This is a genomic window from Pseudoalteromonas sp. SCSIO 43210 (assembly GCF_054133285.1).
Genome location: NZ_CP087225.1, coordinates 3,371,446 through 3,389,828, shown reverse-complemented (window position 1 = coordinate 3,389,828; position 18,383 = coordinate 3,371,446). Strand labels below are relative to the sequence as shown.

General features: G+C 38.9%; 11 protein-coding genes and 1 pseudogene. 4 read left to right on the top strand and 8 right to left on the bottom strand.

Features of this window, described 5'->3' with window-relative positions:
• Nucleotides 1-157 precede the first annotated feature (157 nt).
• Nucleotides 158-967 carry a hypothetical protein gene (locus tag LOS73_RS14520; protein ID WP_457933899.1) on the bottom strand — a complete coding sequence of 270 codons (810 nt, stop codon included), beginning with the start codon at nucleotides 965-967 and terminating at the stop codon, nucleotides 158-160.
• 313 nt (nucleotides 968-1,280) lie between these two features.
• On the bottom strand, nucleotides 1,281-1,862 hold the full coding sequence (locus LOS73_RS14515; protein WP_024611616.1) for a superoxide dismutase: 582 nt from the start codon (nucleotides 1,860-1,862) through the stop codon (nucleotides 1,281-1,283).
• A gap of 265 nt (nucleotides 1,863-2,127) precedes the next feature.
• Here LOS73_RS14515 and LOS73_RS14510 point away from each other — a divergent pair, with 265 nt between their 5' ends.
• Nucleotides 2,128-2,466, top strand: a complete 339-nt coding sequence (locus tag LOS73_RS14510) for a Grx4 family monothiol glutaredoxin (RefSeq protein WP_004335359.1) — start codon at nucleotides 2,128-2,130, stop codon at nucleotides 2,464-2,466.
• A gap of 89 nt (nucleotides 2,467-2,555) precedes the next feature.
• On the opposite strand, the gene LOS73_RS14505 is transcribed toward LOS73_RS14510, so the two are convergent.
• From LOS73_RS14505 to LOS73_RS14480, 6 genes are all read right to left on the bottom strand, one after another.
• Nucleotides 2,556-3,869, bottom strand: a complete 1,314-nt coding sequence (locus LOS73_RS14505) for a sensor histidine kinase (RefSeq protein WP_306724540.1) — start codon at nucleotides 3,867-3,869, stop codon at nucleotides 2,556-2,558.
• Nucleotides 3,869-5,194 carry a sigma-54-dependent transcriptional regulator gene (locus LOS73_RS14500; RefSeq protein ID WP_457933898.1) on the bottom strand — a complete coding sequence of 442 codons (1,326 nt, stop codon included), beginning with the start codon at nucleotides 5,192-5,194 and terminating at the stop codon, nucleotides 3,869-3,871. The genes LOS73_RS14505 and LOS73_RS14500 overlap by 1 nt, the downstream gene beginning before the upstream one ends.
• Before the next feature lie 71 nt (nucleotides 5,195-5,265).
• Nucleotides 5,266-6,474 carry an ABC transporter permease gene (locus LOS73_RS14495; RefSeq protein ID WP_337120162.1) on the bottom strand — a complete coding sequence of 403 codons (1,209 nt, stop codon included), beginning with the start codon at nucleotides 6,472-6,474 and terminating at the stop codon, nucleotides 5,266-5,268.
• Nucleotides 6,475-6,485: 11 nt separating this feature from the next.
• The gene (locus LOS73_RS14490; RefSeq protein ID WP_457933897.1) at nucleotides 6,486-7,799 is read right to left on the bottom strand and encodes an ABC transporter permease; all 1,314 of its coding nucleotides are present in this window, start codon (nucleotides 7,797-7,799) and stop codon (nucleotides 6,486-6,488) included.
• A 3-nt stretch (nucleotides 7,800-7,802) separates the two neighbouring features.
• Nucleotides 7,803-8,513, bottom strand: a complete 711-nt coding sequence (locus tag LOS73_RS14485) for an ABC transporter ATP-binding protein (protein ID WP_457933896.1) — start codon at nucleotides 8,511-8,513, stop codon at nucleotides 7,803-7,805.
• 42 nt (nucleotides 8,514-8,555) lie between these two features.
• Nucleotides 8,556-9,809 carry an efflux RND transporter periplasmic adaptor subunit gene (locus LOS73_RS14480; RefSeq protein ID WP_033028623.1) on the bottom strand — a complete coding sequence of 418 codons (1,254 nt, stop codon included), beginning with the start codon at nucleotides 9,807-9,809 and terminating at the stop codon, nucleotides 8,556-8,558.
• 697 nt (nucleotides 9,810-10,506) lie between these two features.
• Between LOS73_RS14480 and gltB the strand changes: the two genes are divergently transcribed.
• From gltB to LOS73_RS14465, 3 genes and pseudogenes are all read left to right on the top strand, one after another.
• Entirely contained in the window at nucleotides 10,507-14,964 is a 4,458-nt protein-coding gene (gltB, locus tag LOS73_RS14475) for a glutamate synthase large subunit (protein WP_457933895.1), read from the top strand.
• Between the two features lie 9 nt (nucleotides 14,965-14,973).
• A complete protein-coding gene (locus tag LOS73_RS14470) occupies nucleotides 14,974-16,389 on the top strand; it encodes an FAD-dependent oxidoreductase (protein ID WP_024598346.1) in 1,416 nt (471 codons plus the stop codon).
• A gap of 734 nt (nucleotides 16,390-17,123) precedes the next feature.
• Nucleotides 17,124-18,145 (top strand): annotated as a pseudogene (locus LOS73_RS14465) (GGDEF domain-containing protein).
• The last annotated feature ends 238 nt before the right edge of the window (nucleotides 18,146-18,383 follow it).

Below are 18,383 nucleotides of genomic sequence, written 5' to 3'. Positions count from 1 at the left end.
TAAAATTAAAAATTTAAGTGAATTAGCTCTTCTTGATTTCCAATTTCCTTAAGTAACTATAGAGTTAGACTACATTCACTTATTCAAATTATAATTTGAATAATAAGCTGCAAAAACCTAGCTAAATAAGGGAGAGGGCTTATGAGGTGCTCATTCATTAGAATGGTATTTCTTCTGGAAAATCGGCACAAGGGTTGTTCTCATTAATAAACTTGATTCTAACCGGTTGTATTTGTTTTTCTATTTCTATCATTAACTCACTAACAAACATAGTAAGTTTAATTATGTCATCTTGAGTAATTTCATGTGAAAAACCATCAATAGTTTTACCATTACGATGAACACAATCATGTCGAATAGAAATAGATTTTTCTAGATAGCTGCGCTTATTAGTTAGAATTTTTGATAGTTTGATTTGAAAAACATTTTCATAAATATCTATGACCGCAGCCAAATTATGGTACAAAATCTCATTAAGCCGACCTTTAACTTTATCGTATATAAAGTTTGGATTCATAATGTAGTTTTGCAGGGTATATTTTTCATTTTTTAGCTTATCTGAATTTATAATGAATGATTTAAGCAGTAAGTCAGAGTTAAGAATGCAATGCTTTATAGTGTCAGAAAAGTAAGTTTCTAAATTAACTATAGACTGTGTAAATAGCAACCTATTGATGAAGGCGCTTTTGTTAGTTACCTCAGATATCGCGGTGTTGAGTAACTGCTCCTGATTAAATATAACACTGTTAATATATGATTTATATTCAGCCTCATAATCACTTTTTTTATATGCATTCTGAATGTTGTAATCATAATTTGAAGAGTGATTACTAGACCAAATATGAATGTTATGACTATTTTGACAGTTAGAGCAGTCGATTGTGATTAAATCGTTAGTCGAATCTAATGGGGAAGTATAGTTATAGGTGTTTTCATCACCGCATTTATCACAATAAAAAGCTATCAAAGTTATATTCCTTTATTCAGTATATTCTCATAAGGGTTTATTCAAGTGTAAGCGTACTAAAGTATATTCGTGATTCCTATTCCCCTCAGAGTTATAAATTTATAATTATATATTACCTAGATTCAGATTTTTATTTTTTTATTATCTAGAGGTGGGGTTTATTCAAACTCACAGCAATAAAATTAAAAATTTAAGTGAAAAAAGATCATGTTACTAAAAGCGTTTTATTAAATGATGAGGCGCTTAGGTGTGATAAACAAGATACAAAAAAAGACGCCTAAGCGTCTTTTTTACATTAGCGTTTAAAGGCTAATTAAGCGAAGTTAGCGTTCGCGAATTCCCAGTTAACAAGCGACCAAAAACCTTTAAGGTAATCTGGACGAACGTTACGGTAATCGATGTAGTAAGCGTGTTCCCATAAATCCACTGTAAGGATTGGAGTAACGCCATCATCAGTTAATGGTGTAGCAGCGTTAGATGTATTAACGATGTCTAGTGAACCATCAGCAAGCTTAACTAACCACGTCCAGCTTGAACCAAAGTTATTTACTGCTTTATCGTTTAATGCCGCTTTAAACGCATCAAAAGAACCCCATTTAGCGTTGATTGCATCAGCAACTGCGCCAGTAGGCTCGCCGCCGCCGTTTGGAGATAAGCTGTTCCAGTAAAAAGTATGGTTCCAGATTTGTGCTGCGTTGTTAAATACGCCGCCTTCTGATGAACATACGATCTCTTCTAGAGATTTGTTTTCAAACTCAGTACCAGGGATTAAACCATTAAGCTTAACCACGTAAGTGTTGTGGTGTTTGCCATGGTGAAACTCTAGTGTTTCTTTTGAAATATGTGGCTCAAGTGCGTCGATTGCATATGGTAGTGACGGTAGTTCAAATGCCATTTTTTATCTCCATCTTCTTTGGTTGATAGTCCATTTGGTAATACGTAATGCCTGTTGAAACAGACCAGTTACCTATACCAAGCGGTAATATAGTGTTACTATAATTGTTGAGTATTTTACTCAAGTTTAAGCAAACAGCAATGCTATTGCGAAAGACTATTTCAATTGCGGCTTTATTTGCCCATTTTAAGTTATATATTTGTGGTCACGATGAGTTATTTTCAAGACCAAAATATATTTAGCTATCGTTACTTTGAGGTTGTAGATGGAAACCATTGATAAAATTAAACAGCAAATTTCAGAAAACCCAATAATCCTTTTCATGAAAGGGTCACCAAAATTACCAAATTGTGGTTTTTCTTCACAAGCATCGCAAGCGTTAATGTCATGTGGTGAACCATTTGCATACGTTGATATTTTACTTAATCCAGACATTCGTGCTGAGCTTCCAGCATATGCTAATTGGCCAACATTCCCACAACTTTGGGTAGATGGCGAATTAGTTGGTGGTTGTGACATTATTATCGAAATGTTTCAACGCGGTGAATTACAGCCGTTAATTACAGAAACTGCTGCTAAATACAAAGAAGCTGACGCAGAGTAATTTATTACTCAACCTGAACTCAGGTTATTAAGCTCTTTAAACACAAAGCCACTTTAAAAGTGGCTTTGTTGTTTTTAATTTGTGTGAATTTATGAATAAGGAAGGCTCACTTGCACGTTTAAGCCGCCCTCTATTTTGTTATGTAAACTTATATGCCCTTGGTGTGCTTCTGCGATTTCTCTGCATAAGGCTAACCCCAAACCACTCCCCGTACTTTTTGTAGAATAAAAGGGCACTAAAGCATTTGCCATTACTTGCTCGCTCATTCCTTTGCCGCAGTCGCTTACATTTATAACACATGCTTGGGGTACAAACTCGACCTGAATATGTATTTCATTGGCGTTGGAGCCTGACTCGTGTGAATTTTTTAATAAGTTTATCAGCAGCTGCTCGAGTTGTGTTTGATCAGCTTGTAATTCATTGTGTGAATTTTTTATTTCGTAGCTAAATTGCCAGTGGTTTTTTAAATTATTGAGTGTGTTTTGCCAGTTAACCCGCGTTTTTTGTGGCTGAGGTAGCTTAGCAAACTTGCCATAGCCTTGTACAAATTCAGTTAAATGACTAATTCGCTCATCAATAGTTGCAAATACACGGGCAAGGCGAGGCTCATCAACTTTATTTGCGAGCAATTGTGCGCTGTGTAGCATGGATGACATGGGGCCGAGTGAATTATTTAATTCGTGGCTAATAATGCGTATTACTTTTTTCCACACTGCAACTTCTTGGCGACTAAGTTCACGGGTTAACTGTTTAAATATATATAAATGATGCTTTTGATTATTAAGTAAAAACTCCCCAGTGGCTAAATGCCAAGTTTGTGAGTCTTGATTCTCTATTTCTATATTAAAGAGGCCATCAATACCGTGCTCTATAGCTGCTACTAATTGCAGAGGCGAATTTTCGAGTAACTTGCTTAGTTGCATACCTTCAAGGCGAGATGCGCTATTAAATAAGCTACGGCTAATTAAATTACTAAATACCACCGTATTATTATCATTGACCAGCAGTAGCGCTTGCGGCGAGCTTTGCAATACTTTATCAAGCATTAACTCGCGCTGGTAAATCCATTGTTTTTCTTGGCGAAGCTGTTTTGCGGTTTGATTATAAAGTTGGCATAGCTTTCCAAGTTCATCATTACTTTTATACGCAAGCAAACTGGAGAGCTCACCATCTTTAAAATTAAGTAATCCGGTTTCGAGCGATTGCATGCCAAGCTTTATTGGCTTGGTGATGGCTCTTGAAAGCAAGGTGCTAAATGTAAGCGTTAGTAATATTAAAAGCAGGGTGTAATACATATCAAAGCCACTTAGCGCGGCAATAATAACAACAGGCAGCGCGCTACAAAGCCCGCAAATTAATACAATCTTTTGGCTTAGGGTAAAGTTGCTAATAATGTTTGGCATTAATAATCAATACCCATTTTTTGTAACCGCCTGTAAAGTGCTTGTCGGCTTAAACCAAATTCACGGGCCACTTTGGCTATAACACCTTGATGAGTGCGCATTGCGTGTTCTATTTCCTGTTTGGTCGGCTCTGCTTTTTGTTGGGAAGAGACCGGTGACGAAAGAGCAAAGTCATCGACTGTAAGCGCACCTGTAGGTTTTAGTACCGCTACACGCTTACAAGCGTTTTCTAGCTCTCGAACGTTACCTGGCCATTTGTAGTGTTGAAGTGCTTGCTCTGTGTTTATAGTCAGCTCTCGGTGAGGTAAAAAGTGGCTAATAAGCGCTAAAACATCATCTTGTCTTTCACTTAGCGCAGGCACATTGAGCTCAATTACGTTAAGGCGATAATATAAGTCTTCCCTAAATCGACCTTGTTCAATTGCTTGTAGTAAGTTTTCGTTAGTGGCCGATATAACGCGCACATTTACTTTTCGTGTTTGCGTTGAGCCTAAACGTTCAAACTCGCCGGTTTGTAGTACGCGTAGTAATTTTATTTGTCCTGAAAGTGGTAAATTACCAATTTCATCTAAAAATAACGTACCGCCATCAGCTGCTTCAAATCGACCAATACGTTGTTTAGTTATCCCCGTGTATGCGCCAGCTTCAGCGCCAAAAAGTTCGGCCTCTATAAGTTCTTGCGGTAATGCACCTGCGTTTACCTTAATAAAAGGTTGCGATACAAGTGGGGAGTTTTTTTGAATAATATGCGCAATACACTCTTTGCCACTCCCATTAGGGCCTGTAATTAATGCAGATATATCAGATTTAGCCACTTGTAGCGCCATAGTAACCAGTCGTTCCATCGCAGTACTTTTAAATATTAGCCCAGCAAGGTCTGCGCTTTTAAATGTACCTTCACGTTCTTGTTGATGGCGATTATGTGTCGCCACTATTTTTTTAGCACTGCCTAGCTCTATTAAGTTACCGATACAAACTAGTAGTTTTGCATCATCCCAGGGTTTTGGTAAGTAATCGGCAGCACCTGCTTTTACAAGCTCAATGGCGGTGGCAAGTTCGGTCCAGGCTGTAATAAGTATAATAGGGAGGTGTGGGTTTATTTCTCGTAGTTCATAAAACAAGGCTTTACCTTCTTCACCAGAGGTCGTGTCACTGGTAAAGTTCATGTCTTGAATTACAAGCTCAATGCGTTGATAGCGAACTATTTGCAGAGCATCAAACGGATTTGTTGCAGTGACTACCGAAAAGTCGTGGATCTCGAGCAATAACGAAAGTGCGTCGAGTACTGCTTGGTTATCATCAACAATGAGTATTTTATGAGTCATAGGTTATTTTTATAATTTTTTAATGGCTACACTGCCTTACTAAGCAGTGTAGCATAGTGATTAACATATTATTAAATAGTGCGAGTTGCGATACTGGGCGAAATATTGGCAGCGCGTTTAGCCGGCGCTAACACCGCAAGTAAACTCATTAAAAATACGGCAATGGCGGTAACGGCTATATAGCTTGGCGGTAGTGCGGCGACAGAAAAAGACTGCATTAACATTTTCCCAAGCAGTATTGCTGTTATTGCACCTAAGGCTAAACCTAGGCTACAAATTAGTGCGTTTTCTACTAAGAAGTAGCTAACAATAGCGGACTTTCTTGCGCCAAGTGCTCTGCGTGTACCAATTTGCTTAGTACGTTTGCTAATATTAAATAAGGTTAAGCCAAAAATACCGAGAGCGGTTATAAGCACTAAAATAGTGATTAATACTATGAGCATGCGCATCATAAGGCGATCTTGAGCGGTGTACTCATTTTTTAGTTCATCAAGCCCTTTAATGTTATTAATAACGCGCTTACTGTAATTTGCAAGCATGGCATTTTCTATTTCTTTCATTACAGTTGCTCGCTGACCTGGCTCTGTACGAACGGCAACTTGTGTATAACTTTCTGCTTTAATATAAGGAATAAACGCAAAATTATCGGGTTTACTGTCTTTGAGCCACGGGCCTTTCATTTTTCCGATCACGCCAATAACTTTAAGTGGTAGGTCACCAAAATAAACTATTTTCCCTAAACCATCTCCATCAGGATAGAGCTCATCAAGTAGGGCTTTAGTGACTATAGTGACGTTGGTGCGCTTTTGTGTAATTTCGTTTGTAACGAGCACTTCATCTTCGGTAAAGTTTCGCCCTGCAATTAAGTTAACGCCGTAGGTATTAATAGCATGATCGTCTATAAAAATATAAGCGGCCCTGACACTTAGGCCTTCTTGTGGGGCAGGTTTTAAATTAAAGCTCGAAGCGCTGCCACTCCCTGATAGTGGAATACTACTGCTTAATGCGGCATCGACCACGCCTGGCATTTTTCTAAGCATGCTTTCATCAAGCTCAAACTGCTGACTTAAGTTAATATCAGTACCAAAGGTCATTACATTAAACTTAAATATATCTTGTTCAGGGTAGCCCGTTTCTTGGTTTAAATAACTAATTCTATCTTGAATGATAAATGCAGCATTACTGACTATGGCTGTGGTAATTGCAATTTGAATTAGCAGTAATACAGCGCCCACCTTTGAGCGGCATAAGGCGTTAAATATAGGTTTTATTTCTAACATTGTGACATTCCTTATTGGCTCTTAAGATAAATAGCAGGGTTGGTTTTACACACTAGCCAAGCAGGGTACAAACCAGCCAAAATGCAGGTTGTAATTGCAATCAATGGGGCGCTCAATAGCATGGTTAAATCCATTGTCGCTAAATTTTCATAGTAGTCATAGCTTTGCCCTACGCCCATTAAGCCAAGTTGTGCTAGTGCAATTCCTAGCATGCCACCTATAAAGCCAAGCATGGCGACCTCAACTAAGTGCTGTAAAAATATTTGCCTTTTACTAGCGCCTAATGCGCGTCTTACACCTACTTCTGGCGCTCTGCGTAAAAACTTGGCTAAAAGTAAACCTAAAATATTGGCTAAGCAGACACCTAAAAACATAAAGCTCAGGCCCACTAAAATTTTATTGTCTTCGGTGACGACGTTGTTGTATTGCATCCATTGGTTTACATCGCGAAGTTTATACTCAAGTTCTTTACGATTAAATCGACCACGTTTTTGTTGTTCTTGCATATAGGCTAATAAGTAATTTTGATAGGCTTGTTTTTGTTCAAGCGTATTTAGCTCTGCCCAAAACTGGATCCATACTTGCTCAGATTGCAGTTTATCTGCAAAGGTTGGTGTGTTTTCGTGTTTCCATCCATTGCTATTGCCCCAACTTACGAGCTCTTTTGCCTTTATTAAGCTAAAGGGCATAAATAACTCTTCTACTTGATTAAATGCACCGTTATTTAAATCATAATACTTAATATTGAGAGGCCAATGGTTAATAACACCAACTACTTGATAGCTTGCATCATCTAAGTAAATCAGTTCTCCGACGGAGTTTTGTCCTGCAAATAGTTTATCGTTTATCTCTTGGGTAATAACAACCACAGGTGCGGCTGAGTTTTCTTGCTCTTTGCTCCAAGCCCCGCCGTATAAAAATGACAAATTAAACATGCTAAAAAACTCAGGCGTTGTCATGCGAGCATTACCTATAAAAGGTTTGATTTTGTCAGAATCTAAATAAACTGAAAAGCCGGTACGCATCATAGCCACTTTTTTCTCTGACGTGGGTGCGTTTAATAAGTTCTCAGCATCTTGATAGGTCAGTTGCAGTGGCATGTTATCTTCTGTCCACCACGTACTACCATCGTCCATTGTTTGTAATTGCACACTGTAAAGTTGGCTGCTTTTTTCTGGGATAGGATCGGCCGACATCATGTGATAAACACTAAGGCTGGTCATTGTTATGCCTATACCTATCGCAATGGCAAGTACCATTAAAAAGCTAACCAGTGGGGTGCGCTTGAAGCTGCGCCAACTTAAATCTAAATAATGAATAAACATTAGTTAAACCCCCGATGCTGTTTTTATAGTTTGTGCGCCCTGATAAAGCTTAAAGTCGGCAAGTTGCCCATCAACTACTTGAATATTACGCGGAGCACGGCGGGCTAATTCGCTATCATGCGTTACCATTACAATAGTGGCACCGTCGCGATTTATTTGCTCAAGTAACTCCATAACTTGGCGAGCCATTAAGCTGTCAAGGTTACCTGTTGGCTCATCGGCAAGTAAAAAACGAGGTTCACCAGCAAGCGCACGGGCTATTGCCACTCTTTGTTGCTGTCCGCCAGAGAGTTGCTGTGGCAAATGTTTTGCCCGAGAGGCAAGGCCAACTTGTTCTAAGCATTTTTCAATGCGACGTTTACGCTCTGCGGCTTTAATACCTCTATAACGTAGCGGTACTTCAATATTTTCATATAAGTTTAAGTCAGGTATTAAATTGAACCCTTGGAAGATAAAACCAATTTTTTGATTACGTAAATCAGCACGTTGGTTATCGTTTAGGCTGCCAACATTAACACCATCCAACAGGTATTCACCTTCGCTAAAAGGCTCGAGCATACCTGCAATATTTAAAAAGGTTGTTTTTCCTGAGCCGCTAGGACCGGTAACAGCAATAAATTCGCCTTCGTTTACTTGCAGGTTAAAGTCTCGAAGCGCATGGGTTTGTACCATTTCTGTTTGATATACTTTACTTACATTGTTCATTTGTAACATGGGTGTTCCTAATTATTTTTAGCGTTGGTTGAGAACGTCTGTTTAATTTAATAAAATCGTATCGGCTTGCTTAAAGTCGCTGTAGCTTGAAATAATAATTTCATCGTTTTCTTTAACACCGCTTAAAAGTTCAACCGCGTTAATGCTTGTGGCGCCTATAGTAATAGGTATGCGTTTTGCAATATTGCCTTCTACCTTATAAGCTACAATTCCGCCTTGCTGCATAAAAGCGCCGCGTTTTACTTGCATTATGTCTTGGCGGTTATCGAGTAAAATACGTGCAGTTAAGCGTTGGTTTTGACGAATGTTATTACTAACTCCATCAAAGCGAACGCGCGCTGTTACTTCACGATTATTAACTTCTGGTGATATGGCGGATAAATTCCCCATCACTGTTTCATTGCCTAACTTAAGCTCTACTTCCATACCGAGTCCTAATTCGTTTGCATAACTTTCAGGTACTTGAAGTTCCGCTTCGAAATTACTTAAGTCGACGAGTGTCATAAGAGGTTGGCTTTGCGTCACTGCGGCTTTTTGTTGCACAAGAAGGTTACCCACGATCCCAGTAACGGTAGCTTTAATAGATAGGTTGCTTACTTTTCTGATTAAATCATCAACAATAAGTTGCTGGCGGGTTACATCACTTTTAGCTGCTTGTAGTTCAAAGGCGAGCGTGTCTTTGGCAAGCAATACCTCTTGTTGTGCATGCTTATATGTGAGCTTTGCACGTGATAAATCATCAACTGCTTTTTCAAGATCAATTTGGCTAATTAAGTGCTTTTGTATTGATAACTGCGCCCGGCGATTTTCGCGCTCAGCGGCGTTAAGCTCAACTTGTGCCATATCAAGTGTTTTATTTAAAGTGAGTGTTTGGCGTCTTGCTTGCAAATGCTGCCTTTGCTGCTCGCCTTGTAGTCGTTTAAGTACAGACTCCTGTTGCTTTAATTCGTTAGTTAACTCAGGGCTTTGCAGCAGAGCAAGTGTGTCCCCTTGCTTTACTGTATCGCCAGCCTTTACTTTTAAATCTATAAAACCATGTTCTGGGCTGTAGATTTTAGGAGCATTAGCAGCAACAATTTTACCACTGGCGGCAATGTCTCGAATGAGCGCTTTAACGTGTACTTTGGCAACCTGTACTTTTGAGCGGCTAATAGAGCTTTTAGCGCTATGACTCGTTAAAAAAATATAAGCAATTGTCGAGGCTACAATGAAAATAACCGCAGTGATGACCGCGTATTTTTTATAGTTCATAGGTGCCTTTACTTGTACGTCTTGTGCGCTGGTATCTTTAATCATTAGGCTCTCCTACACGGCTTTTATATATTTTTCACACAGTAGAAAAAAAACTGCGGTGCAAATAGCGACAATAGGAGATATCAAAAATAAACTAAGCATAAACATAATTATTCCACTTAACGAATGTGTATAGCTCTATACTATTAGCATGCCAAAGCGTAACTCACTGTAATTAGTTAATTAAATTTTATTTTATGTGTTTTTTATATGTCCGCGGACATAAAAGTGTCCGCAGTGGACGCATTAGTAAATAAAAATTCACTATTAAGAGATTAAAAATGCCACAAATATTAATAACTATACTAATGACCAGTAAAAAGAAGAGAGGTTAAGCCTCAAAATTACGGAAATAGCACAAAACTATCTAAATGTTAACTAACTTTATCGGTGTATGTTGAATATTTATTCACTAAATGAGGGCTTTACGTTTACGTAAGCTGTAGCTTTTTACTTGGTTGTTTTTACAAAATGTTAAACTTGACACCAGTGTCATGAAAAAATAACGCCTAATATACGACTAAATGTTAAAAATAATGATGAAAAAGAAATCTTGCTATGAAGTGAGAAATATTCAAGAATGTGAATATGTATTCAAAATGCTATTGACTCTATTTACGATAGAGGCTAGTTTTGTCCGTCTGTTAGCAAATCGTCGAGCAGTTCATCCACGCTAACAGTGCAGCAAGGGGAGGGGTCTATGTTATACGACTCAAAATTAGAAAAAGAAAATTGTGGCTTTGGCTTAATAGCCCAAGTTAATGGTCAAGCTAGTCATAGGCTTATTCGTACTGCTATTACGGGGCTTGATCGCATGCAGCATCGTGGCGGTATATCTGCCGATGGTAAAACAGGTGATGGCTGTGGTTTATTATTACAAAAACCAGATAGCTTTTTTCGTGCTATTGCGGCTGAGAACAATTGGCACTTAGGTAAAAATTATGCCGTAGGTATGATTTTTTTAAATTCAGATCCTGTTTTAGCACAAGCTGCAAAACAAATACTTAGCGAAGAATTAGAAAAAGAAACGCTAAATATTTTAGGTTGGCGCGTAGTGCCAACCGACCCATCAATGTTAGGTCCTATAGCAGTACAACAATTACCTGGGTTTGAACAAATTTTTGTTAGTGCGCCAGAAGGTTGGCGTTCTAAAGATTTAGAGCGACGCTTATATGTAGCGCGTCGTCGTGCTGAAAAGCGTATTGTTGATGATGAAGCTTTTTATATTGCAAGCTTATCTGGATTAGTTACTATCTATAAAGGCCTTATGATGCCTGCAGATTTACCTAACTTTTACCTAGATTTAGCTGATATTCGTATGACCAGTGCGATTTGTGTTTTTCATCAACGATTTTCTACTAATACTCAACCGCGTTGGCCTCTTGCTCAACCTTTTCGTTATTTAGCACACAATGGTGAAATTAATACCATTGAAGGTAACCGCCAATGGGCACGTGCGCGTTCTTATAAGTTTGCGTCACCACTTATTCCTGATTTACAAACAGCGGCACCGTTTGTAAACGAAACTGGTTCTGATTCATCCAGCCTAGATAATATGCTTGAGCTATTTTTAGCTGGCGGCATGGATTTATTCCGTGCGATGCGCATGCTTGTGCCACCTGCATGGCAAAAAAACCGTGCAATGGACGATGATCTACGTGCATTTTACGACTTTAACTCTATGCATATGGAACCATGGGATGGTCCGGCAGGTATTGTAATGTCGGATGGTCGTTTTGCGGCGTGTAACCTTGACCGTAATGGACTTCGCCCTGCGCGTTATGTAATTACACAAGATGGCTTTATTACGCTTGCATCAGAGGTGGGTATTTGGGATTACACTGCTGATGAAGTGGTTGAAAAAGGTCGTGTTGGTCCAGGTGAATTATTAGTTATTGATACTAAGCTTGGCAAAATTTGGCATTCGGATGAAATCGATCAAGATTTAAAATCTCGCCATCCATACAAGTCATGGCTTGAAGAAAATGTTAAACGTTTAGTTCCATTTGAAGAACTTACTGAGCAAGATGCCGGTAATCGTTCTTTTGATAATGAAACGCTAGCTAAATATCAAAAAATGTTTGGTTATACCAACGAAGAGCTTGATAGCGTTATTCGTGTAATGGGTGAAAACGGCCAAGAAGCAACAGGCTCAATGGGTGATGACACGCCATTTGCTGTGCTTAGTGAAGGGCATCGTTCACTTTATGATTACTTCCGCCAAAAATTTGCGCAAGTAACAAACCCACCTATCGATCCACTGCGTGAAAATCATGTAATGTCACTTGCGACATGTATTGGTAGTGAGCAAAATGTATTTAACGAAACAACAGGCCACGCTAAGCGCCTACAGTTTGATACGCCAATTTTAATGTACGCAGACATGCAGCAATTATTAAATGCTGATGAAGCACATTACAGCTACTGTAAAATTGATATTACGTATACAGTTGAAGAAGGATTGGAAAAAGCAGTATCGCGAATTTGTGATATTGCGCAGAAAAAAGCAGCATCGGGCTGTATTATGCTTGTTCTAACAGACCGCAACTTTGATGAAACGAATTTACCTATTCCAGCAGCTATGGCTGTGGGCGCGGTGCAAAATCGTCTTGTTGATAATAATCTTCGTTGTGAATCGAATATTATTATTGAAACCGGTAGTGTGCGCGATGCACACCAATTTGCAGTTTTATTAGGTTTTGGTGCAACTGCCATTTATCCATACCTTGCGTATGAATCGTTAGTTGCAATTAGCGACAATAAAATTATTGATAAGTCGTATTGCGAAGTAACGCTTGCTTATCGTAAAGCCATTAACAAGGGCTTATATAAAATTATGTCTAAAATGGGCATAAGTACGGTTGCGTCATATCGTTGCTCAATGTTGTTTGAAGCGGTTGGTTTATCTGATGCTATTGTACAAATGTGTTTTAAAGGAGTGGCAAGTCGCATACAGGGTGCCTGTTTTACCGATTTTGATGACGATCAACAGAGCCTACATAAACTTGCTTTAAGTAAACGTAAATTATTAAGCCACGGCGGTTTGTTTAAGTATGTTCATGGTGGCGAATATCATGCTTATAATCCGGATGTAATCCAAACCCTACAAAAAGCAGTTCGTTCTGGTGAATACACCGATTACAGTGAGTATGCAAAACTCGTTAATAATCGTCCGATTGCTACGCTACGTGACATGCTTTCGCTTAAATTGCCTGAAACCGGCATTAGCATTGATGATGTCGAGCCTGCAGAAAATCTTTATAAACGATTTGATTCGGCCGCAATGAGTATTGGTGCTTTATCGCCAGAAGCGCATGAGGCGCTAGCAATTGCGATGAACCGCTTGGGTGGGTGTTCAAACTCGGGTGAAGGCGGCGAAGATAAGCTGCGTTACGGTACCGAAAAAAATTCACGTATTAAGCAAGTCGCTTCAGGTCGATTTGGCGTAACGCCGCATTACTTACGCAGTGCTGATGTTATTCAAATTAAAGTAGCGCAAGGTGCAAAACCAGGTGAAGGCGGGCAATTACCGGGTGAAAAAGTAACCCCATATATTGCTAAACTTCGTTATTCGGTGCCAGGTGTTACGTTAATTTCGCCACCACCACATCACGATATTTACTCAATTGAAGATTTAGCACAGCTAATTTTTGATTTAAAACAAGTAAACCCTAAAGCACTTATTTCTGTAAAACTGGTTTCAGAACCAGGCGTAGGAACCATTGCGACAGGTGTTGCTAAAGCCTATGCCGATTTAATTACTATTTCTGGCTATGATGGCGGTACAGGTGCAAGCCCACTTACTTCAGTTAAATATGCCGGTAGCCCATGGGAGCTTGGCCTTGCTGAAACACAGCAAGCACTTGTTGAAAATGGCCTTCGTCATCGCATTCGCCTGCAAACAGATGGTGGCTTAAAAACAGGTTTAGATATTATTAAAGCAGCAATTCTAGGTGCTGAAAGCTTTGGCTTTGGTACTGGCCCAATGGTTGCCCTTGGTTGTAAATACTTGCGTATTTGCCACTTAAATAACTGTGCGACCGGTGTTGCAACACAAGACGAAACACTTCGCCAAAAGCATTATCACGGCCTACCAGAAATGGCGATGAACTACTTTAAGTTTATAGCGCAAGAAGCCCGTGAAATTATGGCAAGCTTGGGTGTTGTAAACTTAACTGACTTAATTGGTCGTTTAGATTTGCTTGAAGCAATTGAAGGTAAAACAGCAAAACAGAAGAAAATTGATTTATCTTCTGTAGTTGCTCAGCCTAATAACCCAACTGGTGAAACACTTTATTGTAGTGCGCCTAATAGCTCACATTATTTAGGAAAGCTTAATGAGAGCCTACTTGCTAAGGCGCAAGAAGCAATTGACGCTTCAAGCGGTATTTCGCTAGTAAGTCGTATTTGTAATACAGACAGATCGGTTGGTGCAATGCTTTCTGGCTATATTGCAGATAAATATGGCAACCAAGGTATGGCTGCGGATCCAGTCGTAATTGAATTACACGGTACTGCGGGTCAATCATTTGGCGTGTGGAATGCAGGTGGCCTTGAAATGACATTGGTTGGCGATGCTAACGATTACGTAGGGAAGGGCATGGCTGGTGGCAAGCTAGTTATTCGTCCACCACTTGGCTCGTCGTTCGAAAGTCATAAAGCTACAATTGCAGGCAACACATGCTTATATGGTGCGACAGGCGGTAAATTGTTTGCAGCTGGATGTGCCGGAGAGCGTTTTGCAGTTCGTAACTCAGGTGTACAAGCCGTTGTTGAAGGCGTAGGTGATAACGGTTGTGAATACATGACTGGCGGCGTTGTATGTGTACTGGGCAACGTAGGCGTTAACTTTGGTGCAGGTATGACAGGTGGTTTCGCTTATATTTTAGATGAGCGAAATGATTTTGAAAAGCGCATTAATCCCGAGCTAGTAGAAGTGGTTACACTTGAAGAATTAGCATCGCATCAAGAACATTTACGCGGCTTAATTGCTGAGCATTTAGAGCTTACGGGTTCATGCAGAGCAGAAAGTATTCTAGCTAACTTTGAATTGTACTTACCGATGTTCAAATTAGTAAAACCAAAATCAAGCGACGTAAAAAGTTTACTCGGGCATCGCGCTCGCAGTAGTGCCGAACTACGTGTTCAGGCGCAATAAGGGGGCAGTATGAGCGAAAATGTATATCAATTTATAGACGTGCAGCGTGTAGACCCACGCAAAAAACCAATCTCGTCACGTAAAAAATCTTTCGTAGAAATTTACGAACCCTTTTCAGAGAATCAGGTTAACTCACAAGCTGACCGTTGTTTAGATTGTGGTAACCCATACTGTGAGTGGAAATGCCCTGTACATAACTACATTCCACAATGGTTAAAGTTAATACGCACGGGCCGTATTATAGAGGCGGCTGAGCTTTCTCATCGTACCAATAGTTTACCAGAAGTGTGTGGCCGCGTTTGTCCACAAGACCGCTTGTGTGAGGGCTCGTGTACGCTCGATGAAGAGTTTGGTGCGGTAACAATTGGTAATATTGAAAAGTACATTACTGATGAGGCATTTAAAATGGGCTGGAAGCCTGATATGTCTTATGTAACATGGACCGACAAAAAAGTAGCCATTATTGGTGCTGGCCCTGCAGGTTTAGGATGTGCTGATATTTTAGTACGAAATGGCGTTAAGCCAGTGGTGTTTGATCGTCACCCAGAAATAGGTGGACTACTCACATTTGGTATTCCTTCTTTTAAACTTGAAAAATCAGTAATGCAAAAGCGCCGTGAAATTTTCACTGAAATGGGCGTAGAATTTAAGTTAAATGTTGAGGTAGGTGTTGATATTACGCTTGATCAAATTTTAGCTGATTACGACGCCGTATTTTTAGGGGTGGGTACGTATCAGAGTATGCGTGCAGGTCTTGAAAATGAAGATGCACCAGGCGTTCATGATGCACTCCCGTTTTTGATTGGTAACACGAACCGTGTAATGGGCTACGACGAGACAAAACAACCGTGTATTGATATGGCTAATCAAAAAGTAGTTGTACTCGGCGGTGGTGATACAGCCATGGATTGTGTGCGTACGTCTATACGACAAAATGCTGCAAAAGTAACGTGTGCTTATCGTCGTGATAAAGAAAATATGCCAGGCTCTAAACGTGAAGTTAAAAATGCGAAAGAAGAAGGCGTTATATTTACGTATAACGTTCAGCCTAAAGGCATTGTATTGAACGATAAAGGTAAAGTAACCGGCGTTAAAATGGTTAAAACTAAATTAGGCGAACCTGACGCAAAAGGCAGAAGCCGTGCTGAAGAAGTACCTGGTTCAGAACATGTTATTGAAGCAGACCAAGTTATTATGGCGTTTGGTTTCCAACCACACAAAATGGATTGGTTAGAAAAATACGATGTAGAAATAAACCACTGGGGCGGTATTAACGCACCAGAACAAGGTGAGTTTACACATCAAACTACTAACCCTAAAATATTTGCTGGTGGCGACATTGTACGTGGTTCAGATTTAGTGGTAACTGCTATTTTTGAAGGACGTAATGCTGCAGAAGGTATTATGGACTACCTTAAAGTATAACTATTTTTTGGTTACTTTAAATATACGTTAAAGCAAGCTTTCGAGCTTGCTTTTTTTTATACGTAATGATGCCTAGACCAACCTGTATAAATCTTTGGGAAATTTAACGAATTAAATTGCACTGTAACGTCGTTAAGGATTTTTTATTTAGAACAATAGGGTATGTTGATCTTTCAGGATTAAAGTTTGTTCAATCTAGGGGCGATTTAATCGCGGAGCGGGGTTTGTAACCTAGTGGGATTGTTGGTAACTGCTCCTGCGTTAGCCAACTGGCTTATATTCATTTAAGAATAAAAAAATTGAGCAAATCTTCCGCGTCCTGCTAATGCACCTTACCTAAATCTATGTAGGTAACAAAGACTTAATCGTCCTTAGAAAGAATCCAAAGGGCAGCGCATATTTGGCATTTATGCTACGTTATCCAAATTTATGGGGAATAATCACACTACATTTGCCTAAATACCAAACATACGGCTGAAAAATCAATCACGAAAGGTCAACACGCCCTAATTATTTATTCTTTATATAAATAATGTAGGCAATTAGGTCTAATATTAGAGAATACTTAACCGTGAAGGTAGGGAGAAAGAATCTAATTCTACTTTTTCCGTATTTTAGTATGGTATTAAGTGTTGATTAATTAACTAAATAAATACAAAATACGCGGCTTATTTACTATTTGCTTACTTTGCGTTCTGGGTTGGCGTCATTTACGAAAAGAAAACTGATAAATTATGCACAAATACTTCGATAAAACAGAAAGAGAATTAATAGTAAGGTTTTTCTCATCAATAGGCTTTATATCCACATTTTTGATGTCGTGTATTGCATTTACTAATAGCGAATATTTTCTTTTTGTGACACTTGTCGGTTCGACACTTATCTATATTTGGGCATTTAATATTTACAAAGAGGTAGAAAAGTCTGCAAATGCGATTTTATATAATCTTTATGGATTGATGCTTTACTTAGTTGTTACTGGCGGCGCTGAAGGTACAGGGCCAATTTGGATATTTATTGTATCACCAGTAACATATTCTATTCGAGGATTAAAGCGAGGGACATTTGATATATTCATATTTTTGCTAGCGATAATGTTAGGCTTTTATTGCGCAGATATGTTTAATATTTATGAATATAAACCAGCACAATTTCCTTATAGAATTGTATTTTCGTTTATTATTGTCGCTTTACTCACAGGCTTTTATGAACAATCAAGAGAGAAGTACAGCAATAAAATAATAGCTTTAAGTCAAAGAAATGAACGATTAGCAACAATCGATCCATTAACTGAGCTTCCTAACCGTCGTCATGCAATGAATAAGTTAAGTGAATTCAAAAAGGAACATGCTTACAAAGGCATACCTTTTGTATTGCTACTAGCTGATGTTGATAACTTCAAAAAAATTAATGATAAATATGGACATAACTTTGGCGATGAGGCACTTATTCATTTAGCTAAGATTTTTAAGAAAAATATTCCACAAAATGCTGTTGCTTCTCGTTGGGGGGAGAGGAGTTCTTAATAGCAATACCTAATGTAAGTGTTGCAGAAGGGGTAAATGTAGCAGATAAAATCCATGATTCACTTAAAAAAGCAGCGGTAAGTTTACGTACTAATACTGTAAACTTAACAATTAGTATTGGTGTTGTTCAAAGTGAAGAAAACAGATCAATTGATCTTGATATTAAACATGCTGATCAGCAACTCTACAAAGCCAAAGAGCAAGGTAAAAATAGAACTTGCTCAGCTTAGTAACCATCTATATTTGCTAATCCATAGAGAAGGAGTCAAGAGAAGTTTTCGTTTTGGCCTTTCTTCGTTTTACACTCATGTAGCAAAAGAAATTACAGGTAATTTGGAGCGCAATAAGTATCGTGTAACTCCCTTTTAAGTATTGTGAATCTCTGTCAAACTCAACAGCTAAATATAAACCGGCGAATAACAATTGAAACACTAAAACTATATTTACAAAGCGTAATAAACGTTGTTT